This is a genomic window from Micromonospora craniellae (assembly GCF_014764405.1).
Lineage (GTDB): Bacteria > Actinomycetota > Actinomycetes > Mycobacteriales > Micromonosporaceae > Micromonospora > Micromonospora craniellae.
Window position 1 is genome coordinate 4,316,955 of the sequence record NZ_CP061725.1, and the last position, 26,207, is coordinate 4,343,161.

23 protein-coding genes and 1 pseudogene are annotated in these 26,207 nt (G+C 70.8%); 16 read left to right on the forward strand and 8 right to left on the reverse strand.

Annotation, left to right across the window (positions count from 1 at the left end):
* Window positions 1-106: 106 nt before the first annotated feature.
* Complete coding sequence (locus ID554_RS32800) at window positions 107-394, reverse strand: hypothetical protein (RefSeq protein ID WP_117226160.1); 288 nt, start codon at window positions 392-394, stop codon at window positions 107-109.
* Complete coding sequence (locus tag ID554_RS19630; protein ID WP_117226159.1) at window positions 391-2,088, reverse strand: PspC domain-containing protein; 1,698 nt, start codon at window positions 2,086-2,088, stop codon at window positions 391-393. Before ID554_RS19630 ends, ID554_RS32800 begins: the two co-directional genes overlap by 4 nt.
* A 171-nt stretch (window positions 2,089-2,259) precedes the next feature.
* Here ID554_RS19630 and ID554_RS19635 point away from each other — a divergent pair, with 171 nt between their 5' ends.
* From ID554_RS19635 to ID554_RS19665, 7 genes are all read left to right on the forward strand, one after another.
* Window positions 2,260-3,528 carry an ATP-binding protein gene (locus ID554_RS19635; RefSeq protein WP_117226158.1) on the forward strand — a complete coding sequence of 423 codons (1,269 nt, stop codon included), beginning with the start codon at window positions 2,260-2,262 and terminating at the stop codon, window positions 3,526-3,528.
* Entirely contained in the window at window positions 3,525-4,211 is a 687-nt protein-coding gene (locus ID554_RS19640) for a response regulator (protein WP_117226157.1), read from the forward strand. Before ID554_RS19635 ends, ID554_RS19640 begins: the two co-directional genes overlap by 4 nt.
* 373 nt (window positions 4,212-4,584) lie before the next feature.
* Window positions 4,585-6,222, forward strand: a complete 1,638-nt coding sequence (locus tag ID554_RS19645) for a peptide ABC transporter substrate-binding protein (RefSeq protein WP_117226156.1) — start codon at window positions 4,585-4,587, stop codon at window positions 6,220-6,222.
* Between the two features lie 100 nt (window positions 6,223-6,322).
* Window positions 6,323-7,333, forward strand: a complete 1,011-nt coding sequence (locus tag ID554_RS19650) for an ABC transporter permease (RefSeq protein ID WP_117226155.1) — start codon at window positions 6,323-6,325, stop codon at window positions 7,331-7,333.
* A gap of 239 nt (window positions 7,334-7,572) precedes the next feature.
* Window positions 7,573-8,511: an ABC transporter permease gene (locus ID554_RS19655; RefSeq protein ID WP_117226154.1), complete on the forward strand. Its 939-nt coding sequence runs from the start codon at window positions 7,573-7,575 to the stop codon at window positions 8,509-8,511.
* Window positions 8,512-8,516: 5 nt separating this feature from the next.
* Window positions 8,517-9,554 (forward strand): ABC transporter ATP-binding protein, encoded by a 1,038-nt coding sequence (locus ID554_RS19660; protein ID WP_117226153.1) that lies wholly within the window; start codon window positions 8,517-8,519, stop codon window positions 9,552-9,554.
* The gene (locus tag ID554_RS19665; protein WP_117226152.1) at window positions 9,547-10,557 is read left to right on the forward strand and encodes an ABC transporter ATP-binding protein; all 1,011 of its coding nucleotides are present in this window, start codon (window positions 9,547-9,549) and stop codon (window positions 10,555-10,557) included. Before ID554_RS19660 ends, ID554_RS19665 begins: the two co-directional genes overlap by 8 nt.
* Before the next feature lie 185 nt (window positions 10,558-10,742).
* Here ID554_RS19665 and ID554_RS19670 read toward each other — a convergent pair whose 3' ends face one another.
* Entirely contained in the window at window positions 10,743-11,141 is a 399-nt protein-coding gene (locus ID554_RS19670) for a chorismate mutase (protein WP_223884157.1), read from the reverse strand.
* A 311-nt stretch (window positions 11,142-11,452) separates the two neighbouring features.
* Here ID554_RS19670 and pcrA point away from each other — a divergent pair, with 311 nt between their 5' ends.
* Window positions 11,453-13,882 (forward strand): DNA helicase PcrA, encoded by a 2,430-nt coding sequence (pcrA, locus tag ID554_RS19675; protein ID WP_117226150.1) that lies wholly within the window; start codon window positions 11,453-11,455, stop codon window positions 13,880-13,882.
* A 49-nt stretch (window positions 13,883-13,931) separates the two neighbouring features.
* On the opposite strand, the gene ID554_RS19680 is transcribed toward pcrA, so the two are convergent.
* Together ID554_RS19680 and ID554_RS19685 are read right to left on the reverse strand one after the other, a co-directional pair.
* Window positions 13,932-14,741 (reverse strand): M23 family metallopeptidase, encoded by an 810-nt coding sequence (locus ID554_RS19680; RefSeq protein WP_117226149.1) that lies wholly within the window; start codon window positions 14,739-14,741, stop codon window positions 13,932-13,934.
* 276 nt (window positions 14,742-15,017) lie between these two features.
* Window positions 15,018-15,731: a M23 family metallopeptidase gene (locus ID554_RS19685; protein ID WP_117226148.1), complete on the reverse strand. Its 714-nt coding sequence runs from the start codon at window positions 15,729-15,731 to the stop codon at window positions 15,018-15,020.
* A gap of 424 nt (window positions 15,732-16,155) precedes the next feature.
* On the opposite strand from ID554_RS19685, the pseudogene ID554_RS19690 reads away from it, so the two are divergent.
* The 3 genes and pseudogenes from ID554_RS19690 to sucD form a co-directional block, all read left to right on the forward strand.
* A pseudogene (locus ID554_RS19690) lies at window positions 16,156-16,377 on the forward strand (cobalamin-dependent protein); the annotation flags it as partial.
* A gap of 606 nt (window positions 16,378-16,983) precedes the next feature.
* Entirely contained in the window at window positions 16,984-18,162 is a 1,179-nt protein-coding gene (sucC, locus tag ID554_RS19695; protein ID WP_117226147.1) for an ADP-forming succinate--CoA ligase subunit beta, read from the forward strand.
* Window positions 18,163-18,164: 2 nt separating this feature from the next.
* Window positions 18,165-19,052 carry a succinate--CoA ligase subunit alpha gene (gene sucD, locus ID554_RS19700; RefSeq protein WP_117226146.1) on the forward strand — a complete coding sequence of 296 codons (888 nt, stop codon included), beginning with the start codon at window positions 18,165-18,167 and terminating at the stop codon, window positions 19,050-19,052.
* A gap of 44 nt (window positions 19,053-19,096) precedes the next feature.
* Here sucD and ID554_RS19705 read toward each other — a convergent pair whose 3' ends face one another.
* Window positions 19,097-19,357, reverse strand: a complete 261-nt coding sequence (locus ID554_RS19705) for a DUF4190 domain-containing protein (protein WP_117226145.1) — start codon at window positions 19,355-19,357, stop codon at window positions 19,097-19,099.
* 158 nt (window positions 19,358-19,515) lie between these two features.
* Between ID554_RS19705 and ID554_RS19710 the strand changes: the two genes are divergently transcribed.
* Window positions 19,516-20,799 carry a cell division protein PerM gene (locus ID554_RS19710; RefSeq protein ID WP_117226144.1) on the forward strand — a complete coding sequence of 428 codons (1,284 nt, stop codon included), beginning with the start codon at window positions 19,516-19,518 and terminating at the stop codon, window positions 20,797-20,799.
* Window positions 20,800-20,907: 108 nt separating this feature from the next.
* Here ID554_RS19710 and ID554_RS19715 read toward each other — a convergent pair whose 3' ends face one another.
* On the reverse strand, window positions 20,908-21,564 hold the full coding sequence (locus ID554_RS19715) for a DUF4190 domain-containing protein (RefSeq protein WP_117226143.1): 657 nt from the start codon (window positions 21,562-21,564) through the stop codon (window positions 20,908-20,910).
* A gap of 13 nt (window positions 21,565-21,577) precedes the next feature.
* The gene (locus ID554_RS19720) at window positions 21,578-21,865 is read right to left on the reverse strand and encodes a CD225/dispanin family protein (protein ID WP_117226142.1); all 288 of its coding nucleotides are present in this window, start codon (window positions 21,863-21,865) and stop codon (window positions 21,578-21,580) included.
* A 165-nt stretch (window positions 21,866-22,030) separates the two neighbouring features.
* Here ID554_RS19720 and purN point away from each other — a divergent pair, with 165 nt between their 5' ends.
* The 4 genes from purN (at window position 22,031) to ID554_RS19740 (ending at window position 26,194) form a co-directional block, all read left to right on the forward strand.
* Window positions 22,031-22,648 (forward strand): phosphoribosylglycinamide formyltransferase, encoded by a 618-nt coding sequence (purN, locus tag ID554_RS19725; protein WP_117226141.1) that lies wholly within the window; start codon window positions 22,031-22,033, stop codon window positions 22,646-22,648.
* Entirely contained in the window at window positions 22,645-24,216 is a 1,572-nt protein-coding gene (gene purH / locus ID554_RS19730; protein WP_117226140.1) for a bifunctional phosphoribosylaminoimidazolecarboxamide formyltransferase/IMP cyclohydrolase, read from the forward strand. The genes purN and purH overlap by 4 nt, the downstream gene beginning before the upstream one ends.
* A gap of 68 nt (window positions 24,217-24,284) precedes the next feature.
* The gene (locus ID554_RS19735; protein ID WP_117226139.1) at window positions 24,285-25,145 is read left to right on the forward strand and encodes a bifunctional methylenetetrahydrofolate dehydrogenase/methenyltetrahydrofolate cyclohydrolase; all 861 of its coding nucleotides are present in this window, start codon (window positions 24,285-24,287) and stop codon (window positions 25,143-25,145) included.
* A gap of 98 nt (window positions 25,146-25,243) precedes the next feature.
* The gene (locus ID554_RS19740) at window positions 25,244-26,194 is read left to right on the forward strand and encodes a malate dehydrogenase (RefSeq protein ID WP_117226138.1); all 951 of its coding nucleotides are present in this window, start codon (window positions 25,244-25,246) and stop codon (window positions 26,192-26,194) included.
* Window positions 26,195-26,207 lie beyond the last annotated feature (13 nt).

Consider the following 26,207-nt stretch of genomic DNA (forward strand, 5'->3'; position numbering starts at 1 on the left):
CCCGCGCGAGCCGGCGGCCAGCGCAGGACGCCCTGCGGCGTGGACCGGCCGGCGATGGCGGGAGCACACCGGCCAGCATAGGCGGCTGACGACAAGCACCGCATGGTCAGGCGGCGGGTGCCGTGGGAGTGTCCGGGTCGGTGGTCGACGGCCCGTCCGGGGCGGGCGGGGCGGCCTCGGTGGCCCCGGTCGCCGCCGACGTGTCGCTGTGTCGGCTGGACCGCAGCGCACCGACCAGGCCGAGCACCCCGACCAGGATCAGCCCGCCCGCCAGGAACCAGCCCACCGGAGGCAGGACCAGGCCGAGCACCTGGGCCAGCAGCCACCAGGCGGCGAGCGACAGGAAGAGCAGCCCGAAGGCGAACGACACCAGGTCCGTGCGATGCACCCTCACCGGGTCACCTCCATGTGTCCGGCATTGACGTGCAGGTTGAGGCGGAGCTTCCCGCCACCGGCACCGTCCGCGCCGAGGTCGACGATCTCCGTGAGCCGGTTGTCCAGACCGCCGGCACGTTGACCGAAGACCTTGGCGTCACCGGCGGTGACCTGAGCGTTGGCCGTCACGTCCACGTTCGGGGGGAGGACCACGGTGGCCTCGCCGAAGTTGATGACCACGGTGATCTCGGTGTCCTTCTGGTCGAAGTCGACCGCGCGCAGGTCCAGCACCGCGTCGGCGAAGCTCTGCTCGTACCGCACCGCGAGGTCGCGGTGGTCGGCGGGCGCCCAGGTCACGGTGCCGTCCACTCCACGGACCCGGTCGTACGACTCGGCGACCGTGGCCACCGCCAGCGCGGCGGAGGCGACCAGGCCGAGGGCGATGAGCCAGCGGGCCCGGCCGAACCAGGTGCCCACGAGCAGGCCGAGGGCGATCACGGCGAGGACCGCCGCGAAGTACGCCGAGGCGCCGACGCTGAAGACGTCGAGCAGGTCGAGGACGCCCACCACACCCAGCGCAACGAAGATCAACGAGAAGGTCACCGCACCGAGAGCGGAACGTTCACGCGGCTTCTTCGGCGGCTTGGGCATGGGTGGCGGCGGTGCCACCGGGCTCTGCCCGGCGTACGGGCCGTGCGGGGCGAACGGGGCACGGTAGGCCGGCGACTGCGGTGGGGCGGTCGGCGAAACCAGAGGTGACGTCGGAGCGCCCATGGACGGCCACGGCGGTGTCGGCGGCAGGTGCCGGGTCGGCTGCGCGGTCTGCCCGGCCGGAGCGGGTGCCGCCCAAGGGGCCGGGGCGGGCGCGTGGAAGGCGGCCGGCGCGGCGAACGCCGGGGCGGTACGGCCGAATCCGCCGGACGGCGGCGGATAACCGGCGGGGCCGGGGTAGCCCACCGGCGGCACCGGGCCGGGCGGTCTGGCAGGCCCCGCCGGTGCTCCGGCCGAACCGCCCGCCGGCTGCGGGCCACGCTGCTGGTGACGGTTGAGCAGCAACGCCCCGCCGACCAGGATCGCCGCGCCGAGCAACACCGCGCGGAAGGCGTCGGTGACGATGAAGCCGAAGCTGATCGCGACCAGGATGCTGAGCACGATCACGGTCACCGGGGACATACTGGACCGGCCCCGACCCAGCATGGATTCGACCGGCGAGGCGGTGTCACCCTCGCCCGGAATGATCAACCAGGCGGCGACGTAGAGCAGGATGCCGATGCCGCCGAAGAAGCCGAGCACCGCGAGCAGCACCCGCCACAACACGGGGTCGGTGTTGGTGGCGCGACCCACTGCGGCGCATACGCCGGCCAGGTAGCGGCCGTCGCGGGGACGGACCAACCCGTACCGCGAGGTGAATCCGGCACCGCCGAAGTGCGGCCAGGTGCCGTCCGGCGGCGGGGGTGGCGGTGCGGCACCGGTCCCGCCGGGCGGCGGGGCCGCCGACGGGCCACCGGAGTACGCCGACCCGCCCGACCCCCCCGGCCCGGCGGGTGGTGGCGTGCCGACCGGCGGAGCCGTCGCGTCCCAGGCCGTCGCCCCCGTCGCTGGTGGTGGTGTGCCGGGAGCGTCCTGGACGGCGTCCGGTGCTTCGGACGCACCCTGCCCCGGCGTCTTCTCCGTGGGCCCGGGCCGGTGCGGCTGAGCAGCGTCGTCGGTCATGTCTCGATACTGCTGCGCCACGGGCCCGAGCGACCTCCGGAGACGACCCTGACGCCACCCTGAGATCGGCGGATAGGCAATGTCCGGGGCGTCCCCGTGGTCGGCCGACCACCGCGCGTGTGACGATCGACCCAGCGCCATCGAACCGTCTCCTCGACGGAGCGACCCGTCCTGACCAGGGAGTACGTGATCAGCACCGTCAGTGGACCGCCACGCCTCTACCGCGCCCCGGAGCACCGGATGGCCGCCGGGGTGGCCGCCGGAATCGCCGAGCACCTCGGCGTTCCGGTGCTCCGGGTCCGGGTCGCCTTCATGGTGCTGCTCGGGCTGAGCGGGCTCGGCCTGCTGCTCTACGCGGCCTTCTGGGCCGTCGTGCCGGTGCGTCCGGGAGACACCGCCGTACCGCCCCGGCGGGAGTTCGGTCAGTTGCTGCCGTTCGTGGCGATCGGGCTGTGTGTCCTGCTGGTGCAGATGATGGTCTTCGACTCGGTGGGTGCCGCGGGCACCGCCGGCTGGCTGGTCGCGATCATCGCGGTCGGGGCCGGCGTGATCTGGCATCAGTCCACCCCCGAACGGCGACGGCAGTGGGGCGAGTCGCTGCCGGTGCCGTGGCTCGGCGCGGTGGTGGAGGAGAGCGACCGGCGGGCCTTCGTGCTCCGTTTCGTCGGCGGCGGGGTGCTGGTCGCGGTCGGCATCATCGGCGTCGCCGCCGTCTATTCCCCGGCGCAGAACCTCGACGCCGTGGTCAACGGCGTGATCTTCGCGCTGGTCGGCCTGGCCGGTGTCGGGGTGGTGGCGGCGCCGGTGCTCTGGCGGACGTGGAACCAGCTCCGCTCGGAGCGCGAGGGCCGCATCCGGGAACAGGAGCGGGCCGAACTGGCGGCCATGGTGCACGACCAGGTGCTGCACACCCTCGCGCTGATCCAGCGCAACGCCAGTGACGTGAAGTCCGTCCAGCGGCTGGCCCGGGGCCAGGAGCGCTCGCTGCGCAACTGGCTCTACAAGCCCACGGCGTCGCCCACCGAACGGTTCGCCGCCGCCCTGGAGCAGGCCGCGGCCGAGGTCGAGGACACCTTCGCGATCACCGTGGAGACCGTGGTGGTCGGTGACCGGGACACCGACGAACGGGTCGGCGCGATCGTCGCCGCAGCCCGGGAGGCGCTGGTGAACGCCGCCCGGCACGCCGGGGTGCAGACCGTCTCGCTGTACGCCGAGGTCGAACCCGACCAGGTCAGCGTCTTCGTACGGGACCGGGGGGCGGGCTTCGATCCGGATACCGTGGAGGATCACCGGCACGGTGTGCGGGGCTCGATCATCGGGCGGATGAAGCGACACGGCGGCCGGGCGGAGATCCGCTCCGGGCCGGGGGAGGGGACCGAGGTCCGATTGATCCTGCCGATCAGTCGGGACTCGGCCACGGCGGAAAGGGACAGATCATGACCGAGCAGTCGACGCCACCGGCCGAGCCGACGGGAGCCGGACCCGAGCGGCTGCGCGTGTTCCTGGTCGACGACCACGCCATGTTCCGCGCCGGGGTACGCGCCGAACTGGGTGCGCACGTCGAGGTGGTGGGCGAGGCGAGCACGGTGTCCGAGGCGGTCAGCCGGATCGCGGCCACCGAACCGGACGTGGTGCTGCTCGACGTACACATGCCCGACGGGGGCGGTCGTGCGGTGCTGGAGGCGATGCGGCGCAGCCACCCGCAGGTGCGGTTCCTGGCGCTCAGCGTCTCCGACGCCGCCGAGGACGTGATCGGGCTGATCCGGGCCGGCGCCCGGGGCTACGTCACCAAGACCATCTCGCCGGACGAGCTGGCCGCGGCGATCCGGCGGGTGGCCGACGGCGACGCCGTGTTCAGCCCCCGGCTGGCCGGGTTCGTGCTGGACGCCTTCGCGGCCCGCCCCGACGCCCCGGTCACCGATCCCGAGCTGGACCAGCTCACCAACCGCGAGCGCGAGGTGCTGCGGCTGCTGGCCCGGGGGTACGCGTACAAGGAGATCGCCCGGGAGCTGTACATCTCGATCAAGACGGTCGAGACCCACGTCTCGAACGTGTTGCGCAAGCTCCAGATGTCCAACCGCTACGAGTTGTCCCGCTGGGCGGCGGACCGCCGGTTGGTGTGAGCGAACGGGGCGGGCGCAGGCCCACGGCAGACGATCACCCGAGCAACTGGCTCGGTCTCCCGTCTGGAATTGGCATCGTCCTTTCGGTTAGGATTCGGGGCGGCGTGGCGGGGTTCACCTCAGGCTTCCTGGTGGATGCTGCAGGATGTCCGGGCCGCGCCGGAAACCGGCGTTTCGGGCGCGAAAAAGCCGTTGACGGGCAGCTCATAGCATGCCTGTCGGGCGGCTCGGAGAGTGCTCCGGGTCGATGTCGACGCCGTCCCGGGCGGGTATCGGGTTGATAACACGCCTTTCGGCTTGGGCGCATCGGGTGTCACAGTGGCAGGCACCTCACAACCCCCTCGTGAGCCGAGCGCCCTGAGGAGGCACTCCCATGCGCGGGAAATTCCTGAAGGTGGCGGTCGCGGCGACCGCCACCGCCATGTTGGCCACCGCCTGTGGCGGCGGTGGTGACGACAACGACGACTCGGCCGGCCAGTCCGGCGGTACGTTGCGTGTCTACAACTCCGAGCCGGCGTTCCTGACGCCGTCCGGTGGTGACGACGAGCCGTCGCTGTACGTGATCCGTTCGCTCTACCGCGGCCTGGTCAAGTACAACGCCGAGAGCTCGGCGGTCGAGATGGACCTGGCCGAGTCGATCGAGTCGGACGACCAGAAGCTCTGGACGATCAAGCTCAAGAGCGGCTACACCTTTGACAACGGCGAGCCGGTCAACGCCGACTCCTTCATCCGGTCCTGGAACTTCGCGGCCTACAGCCCGAACGGCCAGAACAACGGCTACTTCATGAAGCGGATCGCCGGCATCAAGGACGTCCAGTCCACCGACCCGGACGGCGACGGCCCGCAGAAGGCCCCGGAGCCGGCGGCCAAGGAGCTGTCCGGCCTCAAGAAGGTCGACGACACCACCTTCACCGTCGAGCTGGAGGCCCCGTTCTCCGGCTTCCCGACCACGGTCGGCTACCCGGGCTTCTTCCCGATGGCCGAGGCGTGTGTCGCCGACATCCTGGCGTGCAGCGAGAAGCCGATCGGCAACGGGCCGTACAAGATGGACGGCAGCTGGCAGCGCAACGTCGCGATCAACCTGGTTCGCAGCGACAGCTGGAACGGCGAGCCCGGCAAGCCGGACCGCATCGAGTACCGGATCTTCGCCGACATCGACGCTGGCTACGCCGCCTTCCAGGCCGGTGAGCTGGATGTGCTGTACACCGTGCCGCCGGCCCGGTACAAGGAGGCCAAGGCCACCTACGGTGACCGGATGCACGAGCAGCCGGGTGACAGCTTCACCTACGTCGGTATGCCGGTGTACCAGGACAACTTCAAGGACAAGCGGGTCCGCCAGGCGCTCTCGCTGTCGATCGACCGGCAGTCGATCATCGACGCCGTCTTCGACGGCCGGTTCACCCCGGCCACCGGCTTCGTCGCCCCGACCTTCGAGGGCGCGCGCAACGACGTCTGCAAGTACTGCACCAAGGACGTCGAGAAGGCCAAGCAGCTCCTCGCCGAGGCCGGCGGCTGGCCGGCCGGCGAGAAGCTGATTCTGTGGGCCAACGCCGGTGCCGGCCACGACCAGTGGTTGCAGGCGGTCGGTGACCAGATCAAGGAGGCCCTGGGCATCGACTACGAGCTGCGGGTGAACCTGCAGTTCGCCGAGTACCTGGAGACCGCCGACCAGAAGAAGTTCACCGGTGGGTTCCGCCTCGGCTGGGGTCCGGACTACCCGTTCATGGAGACCTACCTCTACCCGCTGTACGGCACGGGCGCAGGCAGCAACAACTCGGGCTACAGCAACCCGGAGTTCGACGCCGCCATGAAGGAGGGTGACTCGGCCGACTCGATCCAGGCCGCGATCCCGTCCTACCAGAAGGCGGAGGACTTCGTCGGTGAGGACCTGCCGGTCATCCCGATGTGGTTCAACAAGGTTGGTGCCCTCTACAGCGAGAACGTCGACCAGTTCGTCTGGAACGCCGTCTCGGACGCCGACTACGCAGCGATTTCGCTGAAGCAGAACTGAGCTTCAACCGCCTGATCCTGCCGTAACACGACGTGGCGGCAACGGTCTCCCCACCAGGGTGATCGTTGCCGCCACGTCAGCGCCGAGAGGAGACCCCGACATGGGGCGCTACGTCATTCGACGGTTGCTCCAGTTCATCCCCACCGTGCTGGGCACCATGTTCCTGCTCCACTACCTGACCTCGCTGGCGATCCAGTTCAGCGGGAACCCGGTCCGGGCGCTGTTCGGGGACCGGACGCCGTCGCCCGCGCTGCTGGAGGCGATCACCGAGCGCCTCGGCTACGGTGACCCCTGCCTCGACCAGAAGGGCAACCCCTGTTTCGGGATGTTCCTGGACCGACTGCAGGGCATCTTCCTGAACTTCGACTTCGGCATCAACCTGCGCCAGCGCGAGGTCACCGACCTGGTGGCGGACGCCATTCCGTTCACGCTCAAGCTGCTGGTCATCGCCATCGTCTTCGAGGCGGTCGTGGGTATCGCCGCCGGTGTGCTCGCCGGTCTGCGGGGCGGCAGCTTCGCAGACTACACGGTGAAGATCAGCACGGTCTTCGTCATCTCGGTGCCGATCTTCGTGCTCGGTCTGATCGTGCGGGAGTTCGTGGGCGTCGAGTTCGGCAACGTGCTGCGGGGCCAGAGCTGGATCCCCGACGTGATCTCCACCGGCGTGTTCAGCCCCGGTTTCAAGCCCGACTATCCCTGGGCGAGTCTCATCATCCCGGGCATGGTGCTCGGCGCGACGTCGCTGGCGGTCACCGCCCGGCTCACCCGGACCAGCATCATGGAGAACATCCGGGCCGACTACGTCCGCACGGCGAAGGCCAAGGGCCTGACCACGAAGCGCGTCATCGGTGTGCACACGCTGCGCAACTCGCTGATCCCCGTGATCACCTTCCTGGGCGTCGACATCGGCGCCGCGATGGCCGGCGCGGTGGTCACCGAGACCATCTTCAACGTGCCGGGCATCGGCCGGCTGGTGACGATGTCCGCGCGTACCGGGGAATCCTCGGTGGTGATCGGCGTGGTGACCATGCTGGTGCTGGTCGTCCTGGTCGCCAACCTGCTGGTCGACCTCCTGTACGCCGTGCTCGACCCGAGGATCCGCTATGAGTGACCGGACCGTGGTGACGATGCCGACGCAGGATCTTCCGACCGCTCCCCCGGGTGCCGGTGGAGCGAAACGAGGTGTGGACATGAGTGAGCGTAGCGAGCGAATCATCAGGCTCGGTGTGTTGGTGTCTCATGGCGGCGCGCAGCGAAGCGGAGCGTCGGCATGAGTGAGCGTAGCGAGCGAATCATCAGGCTCGGTGTATTGGTGTCTCATGGCGGCGCGCAGCGGAGCGGAGCGTCGGCATGAGTGACCTGACGAGCGCGGGCACCGCCGTCGGCGGGGCACCGGTGGCCGGTGACGGCCCAACGACCGATGCGCCGGTCGGTGGCAAGGAGCGCAGTGCCAGCCTCTGGGCCGACGCCCGGCGGCAGTTGCTGCGCGACCCGGTCTTTATGATCGCCTTCCTGTACATCCTCGTGGTGGGCTCGATGGCGGCCTTCCCGAAGCTGTGGACCAGCCAGGACCCGCGGGCCTGCAACACCGACCGGTCCCGGATCTCGCCCAGTTGGGAGCACCCGTTCGGGTTCGACATCCTGGGCTGCGACTACTACTCGCACGCGATCTACGGCGCGCGGCCGTCGATGGTCATCGCGGTCGCGGCGACCGGTGGCATCGTGCTGGTCGGTGGCACGCTCGGCCTGCTCGCCGGCTACTACGGCGGCTGGGTCGACGCGATCATCTCCCGGTTGATGGACATCATCCTGTCGCTGCCGTTCCTGCTCGGCGCGATCGTGTTCCTCACGGTCATCAAGCGGCAGAACGAATGGACTCTCACCCTGGTGCTGTTCCTGCTCGCCTGGCCGACCATCGCCCGGATCACCCGAGGAAGCGTCATCTCCTCGAAGGACCTGGACTACGTGCACGCGGCCAAGGCGGTCGGTGCCCGTAACTCGCGACTGATGTTCCGGCACATCCTGCCGAACGCGATCGCCCCGATGCTGGTGTACGCCACCATCGTGCTCGGTTCGTTCGTCGCCGCGGAGGCCACGCTGACCTTCCTCGGCGTCGGGCTCCAGCCACCGGCGCAGTCGTGGGGCATCATGATCTCGGTGCACCAGGTCTACTTCCTGGAGGACCCGTGGCTGTTGCTCTTCCCCTGTGGTCTGCTGGTCGGCACGGTGCTCTCCTTCATCCTCATGGGTGACGCCCTGCGTGACGCCCTCGACCCGAAGTTCCGGTGAGTGGCATGAGTACTGATGTGAACGTCAAGTTGGACGCGCTGCCGGGTCTCGACCCGAACGCGTTGCCGCTTCAGGTCAAGGACCTGCAGGTGGAGTTCCGTACTCGTAACGGCGTGGCGCGCGCGGTCAACGGGGTGAGCTTCGACGTGCGGGCCGGTGAGACCCGGGCGATCCTCGGCGAGTCGGGCTGCGGCAAGAGTGTGACCGCTCAGGCGATCATGGGCATCCTGGACACCCCGCCCGGATTCGTCACCGGTGGCGAGATCCTCTACCGAGGTGTCGACCTGCTCAAGTTGCCGGAGTCCGAGCGTCGCAAGGTACGCGCGAACCGGATCGCGATGATCTTCCAGGACGCGCTCTCCGCGCTGAACCCGGTTTTCACGGTCGGGTTCCAGCTCGGTGAGCTGTTCCGCAAACACCGGGGCATGTCCCGCCAGGACGCCAAGGCTCGGGCCGTCGAACTGCTCGATCTGGTCAAGATCCCGGCGGCGCAGCAGCGGGTGAACGACTACCCGCACCAGTTCTCGGGCGGTATGCGGCAGCGCGTCATGATCGCGATGGCGCTGGCGCTCGACCCCGAGGTGCTCATCGCGGACGAGCCGACCACCGCGCTGGACGTGACCGTGCAGGCCCAGATCATGGCCCTGCTGGCCGAGCTCCAGCGGGAACGGAACATGGCGCTGGTGCTGATCACCCACGACATGGGTGTGGTGGCCGACGTGGCGGACCGGATCTCCGTCATGTACGCCGGCCGGGTCATCGAGGAGGCCGGCGTGAACGACATCTACGCCACCCCGGCCCACCCGTACACCAAGGGTCTGCTGGAGTCGATTCCTCGGCTGGACCTGAAGGGTCAGGAGCTCAGCGCCATCAAGGGTCTGCCGCCGGCGTTGACGAACATCCCGCCGGGTTGCTCCTTCAACCCTCGGTGCCGGTACACCCAGGACGTCTGCAAGCAGGACCCGGCGCCGCCGCTGTACCAGGTGTCGCCGAGCCGGACGGCTGCCTGCCACTTCTGGAAGGAGGTCAAGGGCGATGAGTGACGTGGTGTTGGAGACCCGCGACCTGGTCAAGCACTTCCCGCTCACCCGGGGCATCGTCTTCAAGAAGCAGATCGGCGCGGTCCGCGCGGTCGACGGGATCAACCTGGAGCTGCGGCGCGGCGAGACCCTCGGCATCGTGGGCGAGTCCGGTTGCGGCAAGTCCACGTTGGCCCGGTTGCTCGTCGGTCTGGAGACGCCGACCTCCGGTGACCTGTTCGTGCAGGGCAAGAACATGGCCAAGGTCGGCGCCGAGGAACGGCGTCGGGGCCGGCGGAACATCCAGCTGGTGATGCAGGACCCGTACACCTCGCTGAACCCGCGGATGACCGTCGGTGACATCATCGGCGAGCCGTTCGAGGTGCACCCGGACGTGGTGCCCAAGGGCCAGCGTCGGCCCAAGGTGCAGGAGCTGCTGGAACTGGTCGGCCTGAACCCCGACCACATCAACCGCTACCCGCACCAGTTCTCCGGCGGTCAGCGGCAGCGCATCGGCATCGCCCGGGCGCTGGCGCTCAACCCGGAGATCATCCTCTGCGACGAGCCGGTCTCGGCGCTGGACGTCTCCATCCAGGCGCAGGTGATCAACCTGCTGGAGAAGCTCCAGAACGAGTTGGGTCTGTCGTACATCTTCATCGCTCACGACCTGTCCGTGGTGCGGCACATCGCCGACCGGGTCGCGGTGATGTACCTCGGCAAGATCGTCGAGATCGGCACCGAGGACGAGATCTACGAGACGCCCACGCATCCGTACACCCAGGCGCTGCTGTCGGCGGTGCCGGTGCCGGACCCGAAGCTGCGTGGGCACCGTGACCAGATCGTCCTGGTCGGCGACGTGCCGTCGCCGGCCAACCCGCCGTCCGGCTGCCGGTTCCGTACCCGCTGCTGGAAGGCCCAGGACGTCTGCGCGGAGGAGGAGCCACTGCTGCAGGTCAGGGACAAGTCCGGCCACCCGAGCGCCTGCCACTTCGCCGAGGTACGCGACGTGGTGCACGCGACGGAGTAGCCACACAGACGCCGTCGTGGCCGGTCATCCAAACCGGGAGCGGCGGTGAAGGTAGTGCCTCCTCAGTGATTCGGGGCGTCGGCCGTCACCAGCGGCCGGCGCCCCGGTCCGCGTCCGGGCCGCGTGGCCTGCCGACGTCCGCTGTGGACGCCTTCCGGTGCGTCACCCCGATCGACCCGCCCGGGTCACAGCGGGCCGCGACCGGCCCGCAGCAGCAGCAGGGCCAACTGGGTGCCGTCGGCGCCGAGGGCGACCCGGAAGCGCTCCAGGATCTCCTGTTCCCGGGAGAGCACCAGCCGGGTGCCTCCGGAGGCCATCCGGGTCGCGCCGACCTCGCGGGACAGGGCGGCCCGCTCCTGCCACAGCTCGACGAGCGTACGGTCGATCTCGTCGATCCGTACCCGGATCTCGGCGATCCGGGCGGCGGCGCCCGGTTCGGCGGTGCCGGTGCCCGGGGTGTCCGCACCCGCGGTGCCGGTACCGGGAGTGCCCGCGCCGGGGCCGGTGCGATCCTCCGGGCCGGTGCCGTTCGGGGCCGTGCCGGGCTCGCCTGGGACGCCGTTCTGCTCCATCACGTCTGTCATCTTCGGGTACCTCTCACGGTGTGGTGCCCGGTGCCCGGATCCCGGGACGACAAAAGCCCCGGGCTCCGCGAGCCCGGGGCTTTTCGTAGGCCTTGTCGATCAGGCGCGGCCTACGGCTGCCGGACTCCCGGAGCCGTAGTAAAAGTAGAAGCGCTGGTCGAACACGCCGTCGAGTATGCCCTCAGCAGCAGTCAGCGCGCAAGGAAACCCGGGTAAGGAAGGGACCCTTCCTATACACGAGGCGTTAGTAGGGGACCCTTCCTTACACCAGGGGCGGGGATGTCGGGGCGGCGGCATAGACTCGCCCTGCGATGCATCCTCTCTTCGACATCCCCGCGTCCCCGTCCGCGCCCGAGCCCGACCGGGCGCTGCCGCCGCGCCGGCCGGCTCCCGGTCGCCTCGACCCGTCAGAATTGGTGGCGGGACTCAACGGCCCCCAGCGGGACGCGGTCACCCACGCCGGCTCGCCGCTGTTGATCGTCGCCGGAGCGGGTTCCGGCAAGACCCGGGTGCTGACCCACCGGATCGCGTACCTGCTCGCCGCGCGGGACGTGCACCCCGGCGAGATCATCGCGATCACCTTCACCAACAAGGCCGCCGGTGAGATGAAGGAGCGAGTCGCCGCCCTGGTCGGTCCGCGCGCCCGGCTGATGTGGGTCTCCACGTTCCACTCCGCCTGCGTACGGATCCTGCGCGCCGAGCACGAGCACGCCGGGCTCAAGTCCACCTTCTCGATCTACGACGCCGACGACTCGCGCCGGTTGATGCAGATGGTCACCCGCGAGCTCGACCTCGACCCGAAGCGTTACCCGGCGCGGGGTCTGGCGGCCCAGGTCTCCAACCTCAAGAACGAACTGGTCGACCCGGAAACCTTCGCCGACCGTGCCTCGGGGCCGAACGAGCGGGCGCTGGCCGAGGCGTACACGCTGTATCAGCGACGGCTGCGCGAGGCACACGCGCTCGACTTCGACGACCTGATCATGACGACGGTGCACCTGCTCCAGTCGCACCCGCACGTCGCCGAGACCTACCGCCGCCGGTTCCGGCACGTGCTCGTCGACGAGTACCAGGACACCAACCATGCGCAGTACGTCCTGATCAAGGAGCTGGTCGCCGGCACGGAGGGCCTGGCACCGGCGGAGCTGTGCGTGGTCGGCGACGCGGACCAGTCGATCTACGCCTTCCGGGGCGCGACGATCCGTAACATCCTGGAGTTCGAACGCGACTTCGGTGACGCCCGCACCATCCTGTTGGAACAGAACTACCGCTCCACCCAGACCATCCTGAACGCGGCCAACGCGGTGATCGACCGCAACACCTCGCGTAAGCCGAAGCGGCTGTGGAGCGACGCCGGGCCGGGCGAGCAGATCGTCGGGTACGTCGCCGACACCGAGCACGCCGAGGCGGACTGGGTGGGTCGGGAGATCGACCGGCTGGTCGACGCCGACGAGGCCCGGCCGGGGGACGTGGCGGTCTTCTACCGCACCAACGCGCAGTCCCGGGTCTTCGAGGAGGTGTTCATCCGGGTCGGCCTGCCGTACAAGGTCGTCGGCGGGGTGCGCTTCTATGAGCGCAAGGAGGTCCGCGACGCGTTGGCCTACCTGCGCGCGGTGGTCAACGACGACGACACGGTGAGTCTGCGCCGGATCCTGAACACGCCCCGGCGGGGCATCGGTGACCGGGCCGAGGCGTGCGTGGAGGCACTGTCCGGCCGGGACCGCATCTCCTTCGGTGCCGCGCTGCGCCGGGCCAAGGACGCGCCGGGCATCTCCACCCGGGCGGCCAACGGCATCGCCGACTTCGTCGCGCTGCTCGACTCCGCCCGGGAGTTGGCTGTGGACGGCACCCCGGAGGAGGTGCTGGAGGCGGTGCTGACCCGCTCGGGCTATCTGACCGAGCTGGAGGAGAGCCTGGACCCGCAGGACGCGGGCCGGGTGGACAACCTCCAGGAACTGGTCAGTGTGGCCCGGGAGTACACCGAACGGATCGAGGCGACCGGCGCGGAGGGGGAGCGGGCCTCGCTGGCCGGCTTTCTGGAGCAGGTGGCCCTGGTGGCCGATGCCGACCAGATACCTGCGCATCCCGGCTCGGCACCTGACGGCGCCGAGGCAGACGACGCCGCGCCCTACCAGGGCGTGGTCACGCTGATGACCCTGCACACCGCCAAGGGTCTGGAGTTCCCGGTGGTCTTCCTGACCGGCCTGGAGGACGGCGTCTTTCCGCACCTGCGTTCGCTGGGCGACACCCGGGAGTTGGAGGAGGAGCGGCGACTGGCGTACGTGGGCATCACCCGGTCCCGGCAGCGCCTTTACCTGTCCCGGGCGGTGACCCGGTCGGCGTGGGGGCAGCCGGCGTACAACCCGCCGTCGCGGTTCCTGGAGGAGCTGCCGACCGAGCTGGTCCGCTGGGAGCGCACGGAGGGGTCGTACACCTCCTGGGGTGGCGGTGGGGGTGGCGTGGGCGGTCGTGCGGACCGGGCGGGCGGCGGTTTCGCCGGAGGTACGCCCCGCGCGGTCCAACTGGCCCGCAAGCTCGGCGTGGACGGCAGCCGGCTGGCCACCGCGAGCGAACTGCCCCAGGGCACCAAGGTCATCGCCGGGGACCGGGTCAACCACCAGCGGTACGGACTCGGCCGGGTGGTGACGGTGGAGGGGCACGGTCCGGGTGCTCGCGCGCAGATCGATTTCGGCGACCAGACCCTGTGGCTGGTGCTGCGGCACGCCCCGATCGACAAGCTCTGAGGCGTCGGAGCACCGGCCCTGAGGTGGGCCGGTGCGCCGGATGCTCAGGTCAGCACGCCACGTCGATGCCCCGGGCGCGCAGGAACGGCGCCGGATCGATCTGTTTCCACATCTGCCCCTGGTGCACCTCGAAGTGCAGGTGCGGCCCGGTGGAGTCACCGGTGGAGCCCTCCAGGCCGATGGTCTGGCCGGTGCTGACCTTCCCGCCCACGCTCACCCGGGTGGTGCTCAGGTGGGCGTAGTGGGTGAGGTAGCCGTTGCCGTGGTCGATGACGACCGAGATGCCGTACCCGTCACCGACGTCGCCGGCCTTCGTGACGGTGCCTCCGGAGGCGGCCCGAACCGGGGTGCCGGCGGGCAGCGCGAAGTCGATTCCGGCGTGCAGGGTGCCCCAGCGGGGGCCGTAGCACGAGGTGACGGTGGCACCGGCCATCGGGATCACCCAGTCGGGCTTCGGCGCCGTGCTCTTGGTGGTCTTCGTGGTGGCCTTGCTGGCCTTGGTCGCCGTCGGGCGGGGCTTCGCGGTCGGGCTCGCACTGGGTGTCGCGGTCGGACTCGCCGTCGGGGTCGGCCTCGGGCTCTCCGGGGTGGCCGGGGTGGCCGACCCGCGGGCCGAGCGGTCGGCTTGGTCGGTGGCCTTCGCGCGGGCGGCGGCTTCGGCGCGGGCCTGCGCGTCGAGCGAGACGGGGCTCGGGGTCGGGCTGTCGTCGAGGTTGGTCACGACGACGCCACCGAGTCCGAGTCCCAGTACGGCGACCGCGCCGACGGCCAGCCGGCGGCCGTGCCGGCCGATGCGGCGGCGATGCCGAGCGGGGGCGTGGGGAAGGTTGCGGTTCGGGGTGGAGCTGTCGTCCTGCACGGGGCGGACCTCACTGGATCGAGGGGTACGTGACCTGGAAATCCTGGTGTCGGCCGGGTGCGTGTCGGGTACCGGGGGTGGGACGGGGGATCGGCGGCGGCGGGTGCGCTGCCAGGTTCTGTCCACGGTTGCCGCCGGATGACCGGGTCCGTGGGTCGGGTGAGCTGTGCTCTCGGCCACAGTGCTGGTTGTGGGCTGGGACACTTCCGGTCCCGTCCGCGTACAGAAAACCGCCCGGATCGATCGATCCGGGCGGTTAACGGGTGCAACGTGGTGTCAGGACTCCGCTACCTCGCTGTAAATTGCCTCGACTTGCAGCTTGATGTCCACTCCGCGCTCCTGGAGCCACGGCACCGGGTCGAGCGGCTTGCCGTTGACATGGATCTCCAGGTGCAGGTGGACCCCGTAGGAGTGGCCGGTGTTGCCGACCAGGCCGAGCTGGTCGCCGGCCTTGACCTGCTGGCCCTCCCGGACGCTGACGGCCGAGGAGTGGCCGTAGATCGCCTCGCTGCCGTCGGGGTGCTGGACGATCACGGCGTTGCCGTACCCACCGAACCAACCGGCCTTGGTGACCGTGCCCTCGTGGATCGAGACGTACGGGGTGCCCTCCGGCGCGACCAGGTCGATGCCGCTGTGCAGCTTGCCCCAGCGCATTCCGTAGGGGGAGTTGAAGTCGTAGCCCTGCAGCGGCAGCAGCCAGACGCCGGAGTCCTCGATGCTCTCCGGCGTGTTCCGGCCGTCCCGGGAGGCCCGGTCGGCGGCGTCGGCCCGCTCGGCAGCGCCCTGGCTGCTGATCGACGCCTGCTTCAGCTCGTCGAGCACCGACTGTTCGACGCTCTTGGCGTCCGGCAGTGCGCCGGCACCCAGGGCGACCACGCCGGCACCGACGAAGGCGGTGGTGACGACTGCGGCGTAGCGGCTACGCGGGGGGGTGGGTACGCGGCGGCGGCCGCGATATCGGTCGGGCTCAGACGACAGGCGCTGGCGCACGCATACCCTCCGTTGTCGGGGTTCCGAGGCGGTCGGCCGCCGTCCGGATCTGTGATCCGTCCGCCGGCTGGTCGCGTCGTCACCCGTCCGCAAACCTGATGACAACCGTGGACACGGTAGCCAACCGCCAGTCGAGTCACAAGCCGGAGCGCCGAATTCGTTGCTCCTTTCTGTCCCTTTCCGTCCATTAATGTCATAGCTCGCGGCACTGGTCGGCTGTCCTCGTCATCATCCGTTCGTCGCACACCGTGACCGATCGGCGGAGTCGTCCTCCTTGACCCGGACTGCGTCGGTCGTGCCTTTGCATGCGATCGCCGCGACGGCGGGTTCGTCCGCCTGCCCTGGCCCCGGTTCCCCGAGCCCGGTGGCGCGGGTTACCGTTCGTTCAGGTGAAAGCCGCAGAGCCGGTGAAAGGGATGCGCAGATGAGCTCTCGTGTTCGGGTCGTCGTCGCCAAGCCGGGCCTGGACGGCCACGACCGTGGGGCCAAGGTGGTGGCCCGCGCTCTCCGGGACGCTGGCATGGAGGTCATCTACACCGGCCTGCACCAGACGCCGGAGCAGATCGTGGAGACCGCCATCCAGGAGGACGCCGACGCGATCGGCCTCTCGGTGCTCTCCGGCGCACACATGACGCTGTTCCGCCGGGCGCGACCACCCAGTCCATCGTGGAGTGGGTCCGCAGCAACGTCGCCCAGCCGGTGAGCTGACGCGACCACGCGCAAGGGGAGGGGCCGGACGCACCCCTCACACGTCCGGCCCCTCTATGCACGATGCCCCGCCGCCACCCCTCGACCGACAGGGCATCGGCCGCTCGCGTCCTCGCGCCGTTCAGCGCTCCGACACCTGACTCAACGAGGCCCTGCCGGCCGGGTTACGCACCGGCGTCCGGTTCCCTGCCCGGCCCGGCGAGATCGCCCGAACGGGTGACACCTCGCCGGCCCGCTGCGGCGCGGCGCGGGCCGGTGACACAGCGTCGGTGGTGGCTGTGGATTACCGCACACCCCGCACCCGCTCGGTTGCCGCCCGTGCCGACATCGCTAGGCTGCGCCCAGTGAACCCCGCACAACCTCTGCCCACGGTCCGACGGACCAACGAGGCGGGCGCGGTGCGCGAGTGCCGTGCGGCTCGGGCCGTGCGAGGGTTCAGCGGTCTGCATCAACTTCAACTGATGTCAGGCGCCGCACTGTTTTCTTTCCATACGCTGGTGGCGGCGCGACGGTGCGCCGCGGAGACGGGACGGGACGCGCAATCGTGGACCTGTACGAATACCAGGGGCGGGACCTGTTCGAGCGGCACGGTCTGCCCGTGCTCGCCGGCGGCGTTGCCACGACCCCGGAGGAGGCCCGCGCGATCGCCGATCGCCTCGGCGGCCGAGTGGTCGTCAAGGCGCAGGTGAAGGTCGGCGGGCGAGGCAAGGCCGGCGGCGTCAAGCTCGCCGAGGGCGCGGAGGAGACGGTGGCCCGCGCCACCGACATCCTCGGCATGGACATCAAGGGTCACACGGTCCACAAGGTCATGATCACGGTGACCGCCGACGTGGCCGAGGAGTACTACTTCTCGTACCTGCTCGACCGGGCGAACCGTACCTTCCTCTGCATCGCCAGCGTCGCGGGTGGCATGGACATCGAGCAGGTCGCCGCCGACACCCCGGACAAGGTCGTCAAGGCCCCGATCGACGCCGTCAAGGGCGTGGACGAGGCCAAGGCCCGGGAGATCGTCTCCGCTGCCGGGTTCCCGGCCGAGGTCGCCGACCAGGTCGTCGACGTCGCGGTGGGGCTGTGGAAGGCGTTCGTCGCCGAGGACGCCACCCTGGTCGAGGTCAACCCGTTGGCCAAGACCGCGGACGGCACGCTGCTGCTGCTGGACGCCAAGATCTCGCTGGACGAGAACGCCGGCTTCCGGCACCCGGACCACGAGGCCCTGGTCGACCAGGCGACCGTGGACCCGCTTGAGCAGGCCGCCAAGGAGAAGGACCTCAACTACGTCAAGCTCGACGGCGAGGTCGGCATCATCGGCAACGGCGCGGGCCTGGTCATGTCCACGCTCGACGTGGTCGCGTACGCCGGAGAGCGGCACGGCAACGTCAAGCCGGCCAACTTCCTCGACATCGGCGGCGGCGCGAGCGCCGCGGTGATGGCCAACGGCCTGGAGATCGTGCTCTCCGACCCGTCGGTCCGCAGCGTCTTCGTCAACGTGTTCGGTGGCATCACCGCCTGCGACGAGGTCGCCAACGGCATCATCCAGGCGCTGGCCCTGCTGGAGCAGCGCGGGGAGCAGGTCACCAAGCCGCTCGTCGTGCGGCTGGACGGCAACAACGCCGAAGCTGGTCGGGCGATCCTCGACAGCGCGAACAACCCGCTGGTGCAGCGGGTCGACACCATGGACGGCGCGGCCGAGCGGGCCGCCGAGCTGGCGGCTGCGGGGGTCTGACAATGGCTATCTGGCTGACCAAGGACTCGAAGGTCATCGTCCAGGGGATGACCGGCTCCGAGGGGTCCAAGCACACCCGGCGGATGCTCGCCGCCGGGACCAACGTCGTCGGTGGCGTCAACCCGCGCAAGGCGGGCACCACCGTCGACTTCGACGGCACCGAACTGCCGGTCTTCGCCAGCGTCGCGGACGCGATGAAGGACACCGGTGCCGACGTCACCGTCATCTTCGTGCCCCCGCAGTTCACCAAGGGCGCGGTCATCGAGGCGATCGACGCCGAGATCCCGCTGGCCGTGGTGATCACCGAGGGGGTGCCGGTGCACGACACCGCCGCCTTCTGGGCGTACAACACGGCCAAGGGCGAGCGGACCCGGATCGTCGGGCCGAACTGCCCCGGCATCGCCTCGCCGGGCGCCTCCAACGCCGGCATCATCCCGGCCGACATCACCGGCAGCGGCCGGATCGGCCTGGTCAGCAAGAGCGGCACGCTGACCTACCAGATGATGTACGAGCTGCGGGACATCGGCTTCTCGACCTGCGTCGGAATCGGTGGCGACCCGATCATCGGCACCACGCACATCGACGCGCTGGCCGCGTTCGAGGCCGACCCGGACACCGACGCCATCGTGATGATCGGTGAGATCGGCGGCGACGCCGAGGAGCGGGCGGCCGAGTACATCAAGGCCAACGTCACCAAGCCGGTGGTCGGCTACATCGCCGGCTTCACCGCCCCGCCCGGCAAGACCATGGGGCACGCCGGCGCGATCATCTCCGGTTCGGCGGGCACCGCCGACGCGAAGAAGGCCGCGCTGGAGGCGGTCGGCGTCAAGGTCGGCAAGACCCCGACCGAGACCGCCAAGCTGATGCGCGAGATCATGTCCGCCGGCTGAGCCGGCACGACAGTCTTCGAGGGGCCGACCGGAAGGTCGGCCCCTCAGCGGTTCCAGTACGGGTAGTTGCCCGTGGCGGACAGGATCAGGCTGCCCACGATGTTGAGCACACCCAGGCCGATCGAGACGTAGCCCAACACCGGGGAGTGCCGATAGCGGCGTGCGTCGCGGAGCGACAACCAGCCGAAGACGATGCCGAGAATGCCGCAGCAGAGCACCCCGGTCACGATGCCCAGCACGCCCCACAGCGTGGTGCGGTCCCGCCCTGCCGGCGGCGGCGGGGGCGGTGGATACGGAGCGTTCACTGCTTCCCTCCGGACACTACCTGCCACGACGTCGGTCACGGCCCTGAGCCGAGGCTAGCCCGGACCGTGCGGCCGGCACGTCGGATCAGGCGAACTCACCACCGGACGGGGTGGTGTCCGGACAGCCGAGACGGGCCCGGCATGCCAGAGTAGAGGCGATGTCCCCCGTCACCCCTGACCAGCCCCGCCGGGCCACCGACGCCCGAGGAGTCGGTGCCCGGCCGCCCGGTCGCGCCGGCCCGCCCCGCCGGGTACCGGTGCAACGGGGCGTGCCCGGTGGCCGCCGTCACCCGCCGCTCGCGGTCGCCGCGCTGGTGGCCGCCGGTGGGGCCGCGCTCACCTCCTGGCTGCCGGTGGCGTTCGCCCTCTGGTTGTTCCAGCTCAGCGAAGGTGCCGCCACCCTGCTGGGCGCGGTCCGCGCGGGGGCGGCCGGATGGCTGCTCGGGCACGGGGTGCCGTTGGAGACCGCCGCCGGCCCGCTGGGCCTCGCCCCGCTCGCGGTCACCGTACTGGCGATCTGGCGGCTCACCCGGGCCGGCGTGCACGCCAGCCGCGCGGTCGGTGCGCGCGGCAGCCGGTCGCCGGGCCGCACGCTGGCCGTCGCGGCGGCGGTCGGCGTCGGGTACGGCCTGATCGGCGTGCTCGCCGCGCTGCTCGTCGACTCCGGCGTGTCGTGGTCGCGGGCCGGAGTGACGCTCGCGGTGCTCGGCACGCTCGCCGCCGGTCTCGGCGCGGCTCGGACGACCGGGCTGGCCGAGGCGCTCGCCGGGCAGGTGCCGTCGCCCGTAAGAGAAGGGGCCCGCGCCGGCATGGTGGCCGCACTCGTGCTGCTCGGCGCGGGGGCGGCGGGGGCGGGACTGGCCGTGGCGACCGGCGGTGGCGACGCGGCCGACCTGATCGGCGCCTACCGCACCGGCGTGGCCGGCCAGGCGGGCATCACACTGGTCAGCCTGGCCTACGCTCCCAACGCCACCGTCTGGGCCACCAGCTACCTGCTCGGGCCCGGCTTCGCCGTCGGCACGGACACGGTGGTCCGCACCAGCGAGGTCGCCGTCGGCGCGCTACCGGCCCTGCCGTTGTTCGCCGGGCTGCCGAACGGGCCGGTGGACGGGCCCGGGTCGATCGTGGTCCTCGCGATGCCGGTCCTGGTCGGCATGGCCGCCGGGTGGCTGCTGGCCCGCCGCCTGCTCCGGTCGACCGGCGCCGAACGCGCACCGCTGCCCTGGCGGCGGCTGCTCATGCCGGCCGTGCTTGTCGGCCCGGTGGCCGGGGTGCTCCTGGGGGTGCTCGCGGAGGTCTCCGGCGGGCCGCTGGGCGCCGGGCGGCTGGCCGAGGTCGGCCCGGTCGGTTGGCAGGTGGCGCTAGCCGCGACGCTGATCACGGCCGGCGGGGCGGTGCTCGGCGCGGCGGCCACCCGCTGGCTCACCCGGCACCCGGGCTGACCGCCGGGGCCGACCGGCACCGGAGCGGGAACGCCAGGAACGGGCGAGGGGCGCTCCGGCAGTGCGGAGCGCCCCTCGACCAGCCTTGGCTAGGCGTCAACTGCGAATCTAGGCGCCGGATGCGAAGCCGATCATCAACAGCACGATCTGGAGCACGCCCAGCACAATGCCGACGCCACCACAGATCAGGCCGGCGAGGGCCTGCCCGGAGTTGCTGGCCAGGCCCTGATCGGCCTTCTGCTTGCCCATCCAGCCGGTGATGGCCGCGGCCAACCCCAGCGGGATGCCGAGGTAGCAGCAGACCAGCGGAATCGACACGATGCCGAGGATCATCGACACCAGGCCGAGGGTGTTCTGCTGTCCCCCCGAGCCGGCGAAGCCCGCGTGCGGGTACATCGGCGCGGCGCCGTACGGCTGCGGGGCGTACGGGTCCTGGTAGGGCTGGCCGTACGGCTGCCCCGACGTGGGCGGCGGCCCGTAGGCCGGGGGCTGACCGTAGGGCGGTGCCGAGTACGGGTCGTAGGGCTGCCCGGAGGTGGGCGGCTGCTGACCGTACGGGTCGTACGGCGCGGGGGAGGCCGGCTGTTGGCCGTACGGATCGGGCACAGGCGTGTGCGGTTCCGGTGTGGCGTACGGGTTGGCCGGCGGCGGTGCGTAGGGATTGGCCGGCGGCGGCGCGTACGGGTTGTGCGGAGGTGGCGCAGTCGGATCCCCGTACGGCGGTTGCTGGCCGTACGGGTCCTGACCGGGGCTACCGGGCTGCATAGGGCTCAGCGACTCAGTTTGTGCCGCTGAGCGAGCCGAGGACGCCGCCGCCCAGGCAGCAGAGCAGCACGATCACGAGCCAGGCGACACCGACGATGATGGCCCACTTGGACCACTTCTTCGACTCGGCGGCGGCGGCCTGGGCGCCGGCGTGGTCACCCTGCTGGAGCAGCGGGTTGACCTTCGACGCGTTGATGATCGCGGGGATCGCGAGCGGCCAGAACAGGAAGATGGCGACGATCGACATCGTCATGTTGTTGTCGACCTGCTGGGGCGGCTGGGAGGGGTATCCGGGCTGCATGATGACGTGCTCCTCACGTACGTGTCGCTGACGGGTGCGGGCCGGGCATGCGCCGGTCCCAAGCGACCGGCAGCGTACCCGGTCCGTGCGACCTGGGCAGCCGGCGAATGGTACGTGGCCCATCGGGTGGGCACGGACCAGCGCCGATCCGCCGCCGGATAGGGTGTGCCGGTGATCGAGCCCGCCCGCATCGTCGTCCTCGTCTCCGGCTCCGGCAGCAACCTGCAGGCGCTGCTGGACGCGACCGCCGACCCGGCGTACGGGGCCCGGGTGGTCGCGGTGGGCGCGGACCGTGACGGCATCGCCGGGTTGGATCGGGCCGCCGCCGCCGGTGTACCGACCTTCGTGGCGCGGCTCAAGGACCATCCGTCCCGTGACGAGTGGGACGCGTCGCTCACCGAGCGGGTCGCCGAGCACCGGCCCGACCTGGTCGTCTCCGCCGGGTTCCTGAAACTGGTCGGTCCCTCCTTCCTCGCCGCCTTCGGTGACCGCTACCTGAACACGCACAACACTCTGCTGCCGGCGTTCCCCGGCATCCACGGCCCACGGGACGCGCTCGCCTACGGCGTGAAGGTCACCGGCGCGACGCTCTTCTTCGTCGACGCCGGAATGGACACCGGCCCGATCGTGGCGCAGGTGGCGGTGCCGGTGCACGAGGACGACGACGTGGACACGCTCACCGAGCGCATCAAGGAAGCCGAGCGGCAGCAACTCGTCGAGCAGGTGGGCCGGCTGGTCCGCGAGGGTTGGACGATCACCGGGAGAAAGGTCACAGTTCCGTGAGTTCCATCGAGGACGGGCGCCGCCCGATCCGGCGGGCACTGGTCAGCGTCTACGACAAGGCCGGTCTGGTCGAGTTGGCCCGCGCGCTGCACGCCGCCGGTGTGGAGATCGTCTCCACCGGCAGCACCGCGTCGACGATCGCCGGTGCCGGCGTGCCGGTAACCGCCGTGGAGCAGGTGACCGGATTCCCGGAGATCCTCGACGGCCGGGTGAAGACCCTGCACCCGAAGATCCACGGCGGACTCCTCGCGGACCTGCGCAAGGACACCCACGTCGCCCAGCTCGACGAGCACGGCATCGCCGGGATCGACCTGCTGGTGTCCAACCTGTACCCGTTCCAGCAGACCGTCGCCTCCGGCGCGAGCCAGGACGAGTGCGTCGAGCAGATCGACATCGGTGGTCCGGCGATGGTGCGGGCCGCCGCCAAGAACCACGCCTCGGTCGCCGTGGTGACCGACCCGGCCGCGTACCCGCTGCTGCTGGCCGCGCTCGACGGCGGTGGCTTCACCCTGGCGCAGCGACGGGCGCTGGCCGCCCGTGCCTTCGCCGACATCGCCGAGTACGACGTGTCGGTCGCCGACTGGTTCGCCACCTCCCTGGCCCCGGCGGAGGACGGCTGGCCGGAGTTCGCCGGGCTGGCGCTGCGCCGGCAGGCGGTGCTGCGGTACGGCGAGAACCCGCACCAGGGCGCGGCGGTCTACGCGGACCCGGCGAGCCCGGCCGGGTTGGCCCAGGCCGAGCAGCTGCACGGCAAGGAGATGTCGTACAACAACTACGTCGACGCCGACGCCGCCTGGCGGGCCGCGAACGACTTCGCCGACCAGCCGGCGGTGGCCGTGATCAAGCACGCGAACCCGTGCGGCATCGCGGTCGGCGCGGACGTGGCCGAGGCGCACCGCAAGGCGCACGCCTGCGACCCGGTCTCCGCCTTCGGCGGCGTCATCGCGGTGAACCGGCCGGTCTCGGTCGAACTGGCCGGGCAGATCGCCGAGATCTTCACCGAGGTCGTGGTGGCGCCCGGGTACGAGCCGGGGGCCGCCGAGGTGCTCCAGGCCAAGAAGAACATCCGGCTGCTGCGGGCACCGGAGTTCCGCCCGCTGCCGGCCGAGTGGCGGCAGATCACCGGTGGCGTCCTGGTGCAGGCCCGCGACGCGATCGACGCCGAGGGCGACGACCCGGCGACGTGGCGGCTGGCCACCGGCGAGGCGGCTGACGAGGCGACCCTGGCCGATCTGGCCTTCGCCTGGCGGGCGGTGCGCGCGGTGAAGAGCAACGCGATCCTGCTCGCGCAGGACGGCGCGACGGTCGGCGTCGGGATGGGCCAGGTGAACCGGGTCGACTCGGCGCGGCTGGCGGTCAACCGGGCCGGTGCCGACCGGGCGCGCGGCGCGGTGGCGGCGTCGGACGCCTTCTTCCCGTTCGCCGACGGCCCGCAGATCCTCATCGACGCCGGCATCCGGGCCATCGTGCAGCCGGGCGGCTCGATCCGGGACGAGGAGGTGATCGCCGCCTGCAAGCAGGCCGGCGTCACCATGTACCTGACCGGCACCCGGCACTTCTTCCACTGACCGTCGCGGTACATCCGAACCCGCCAGGTCGGGGGAGACGACGGTGGCGGGCGTGAGACGATCAGGTCGTGACGGCGACGCTTCTGGACGGCAAGGCGACCGCGGCGGAGATCAAGGACGAGCTGCGGACGCGGGTCAAGGCCCTGGCGGAACGGGGCGCCGTGCCGGGACTGGGCACGGTGCTGGTCGGCAGCGACCCCGGTTCCCAGGCGTACGTCAACGGCAAGCACCGTGACTGCGCCGAGGTCGGCATCGCCTCGATCCGGCGGGAGCTGCCGGCCGACGCCACCCAGGAACAGGTCGACCGGACCCTGGCCGAGCTGAACGCCGACCCGGCGTGCCACGGCTACATCGTCCAGTTGCCCCTGCCGGCACATCTGGACACGCAGCGGGTGCTCGAACTGATCGACCCGGAGAAGGACGCCGACGGCCTGCACCCGGTCAACCTGGGTCGGCTGGTGCTCGGCTACGACGCGCCGCTGCCGTGCACCCCGCGCGGCATCGTGGAGCTGCTCCGCCGGCACGAGGTGCCGCTGCGCGGCGCCAACGTCGCGGTGGTGGGCCGAGGCAACACCGTCGGTCGTCCGCTCGGGCTGCTGTTGACCCGGCGCAGCGAGAACGCCACCGTGACGCTCTGCCACACCGGCACGCTCGACCTGGCCGCGCACACCCGCGCCGCCGACATCGTCATCGTCGCGGCCGGCGTGCCCGGCCTGCTCACCGCCGAGATGGTCACCCCGGGCGCGGTCGTGGTCGACGTGGGCATCACCCGGGTCATCGGCTCCGACGGCAAGGGTCGCTACACCGGCGACGTGGCCCCGGAGGTCTTCGAGGTGGCCGGCAAGGTGGTGCCGATGCCCGGCGGGGTCGGTCCGATGACCCGGGCCATGCTGCTGACCAACGTGGTCGAGCGGGCCGAGCGCGGCTGAGGTGAAGTCGGGCTCATTATCGTCCGCCCTGGCCTGCTCGGTGCCAGGATGGCTGATACCGTCCGGAAAACCGACTGGTAGCAGGGAGTGGGACGACCATGGGTAAGAAGGTCACTGTCGTCGGCGCCGGATTCTACGGCTCCACCACCGCGCAGCGCCTGGCCGAGTACGACGTCTTCGACACCGTCGTCATCACCGACATCATCGACGGCAAGCCCGCGGGCATCGCCCTCGACCTCAACCAGTCCCGTGCGGTCGAGGGTTTCGAGACCAAGGTCGTCGGCGTCACCACCGGCCCGAACGGCGAGGGCTACGAGGGCATCGAGGGCTCCGACGTCGTCGTCATCACCGCCGGCCTGCCGCGCAAGCCGGGCATGAGCCGGATGGACCTGCTGGAGACCAACGCCAAGATCGTTCGCCAGGTCGCCGAGAACGTCGCCAAGTACGCCCCGAGCGCCGTCGTCATCGTGGTCTCCAACCCGCTGGACGAGATGACCGCGCTGGCCCAGATCGCCACCCAGTTCCCGCGCAACCGGGTGCTCGGGCAGGCCGGCATGCTGGACACCGCCCGGTTCAGCAACTTCGTCGCCGAGGCGTTGCAGGTGCCGGTGAAGTCGGTCAAGACGCTGACCCTGGGTTCGCACGGCGACACGATGGTCCCGGTGCCGTCGCAGAGCAGCGTGAACGGCCAGCCGCTGCGCGAGGTGATGCCGGCCGAGCAGATCGAGGACCTGGTCGTCCGCACCCGTAACGGTGGGGCCGAGGTGGTCGCCCTGCTCAAGACCGGTTCGGCGTACTATGCCCCGTCCGCCGCCGCCGCCCGGATGGCCAAGGCCGTCGCCGAGGACTCGGGCGAGGTCATGCCGGTCTGCGCCTGGGTCGACGGTGAGTACGGCATCTCCGGCGTCTACCTGGGTGTCGAGGCGGCGATCGGCGCCGAGGGCGTCAAGCGGGTGGTCGAGACCGACCTGGACGCCGACGAGTTGGCCAGCCTCAAGGAGGCCGCCGAGGCCGTCCGCGCCAAGCAGGCCGACGTCGCCAACATGTGATCCACGCGTCCGG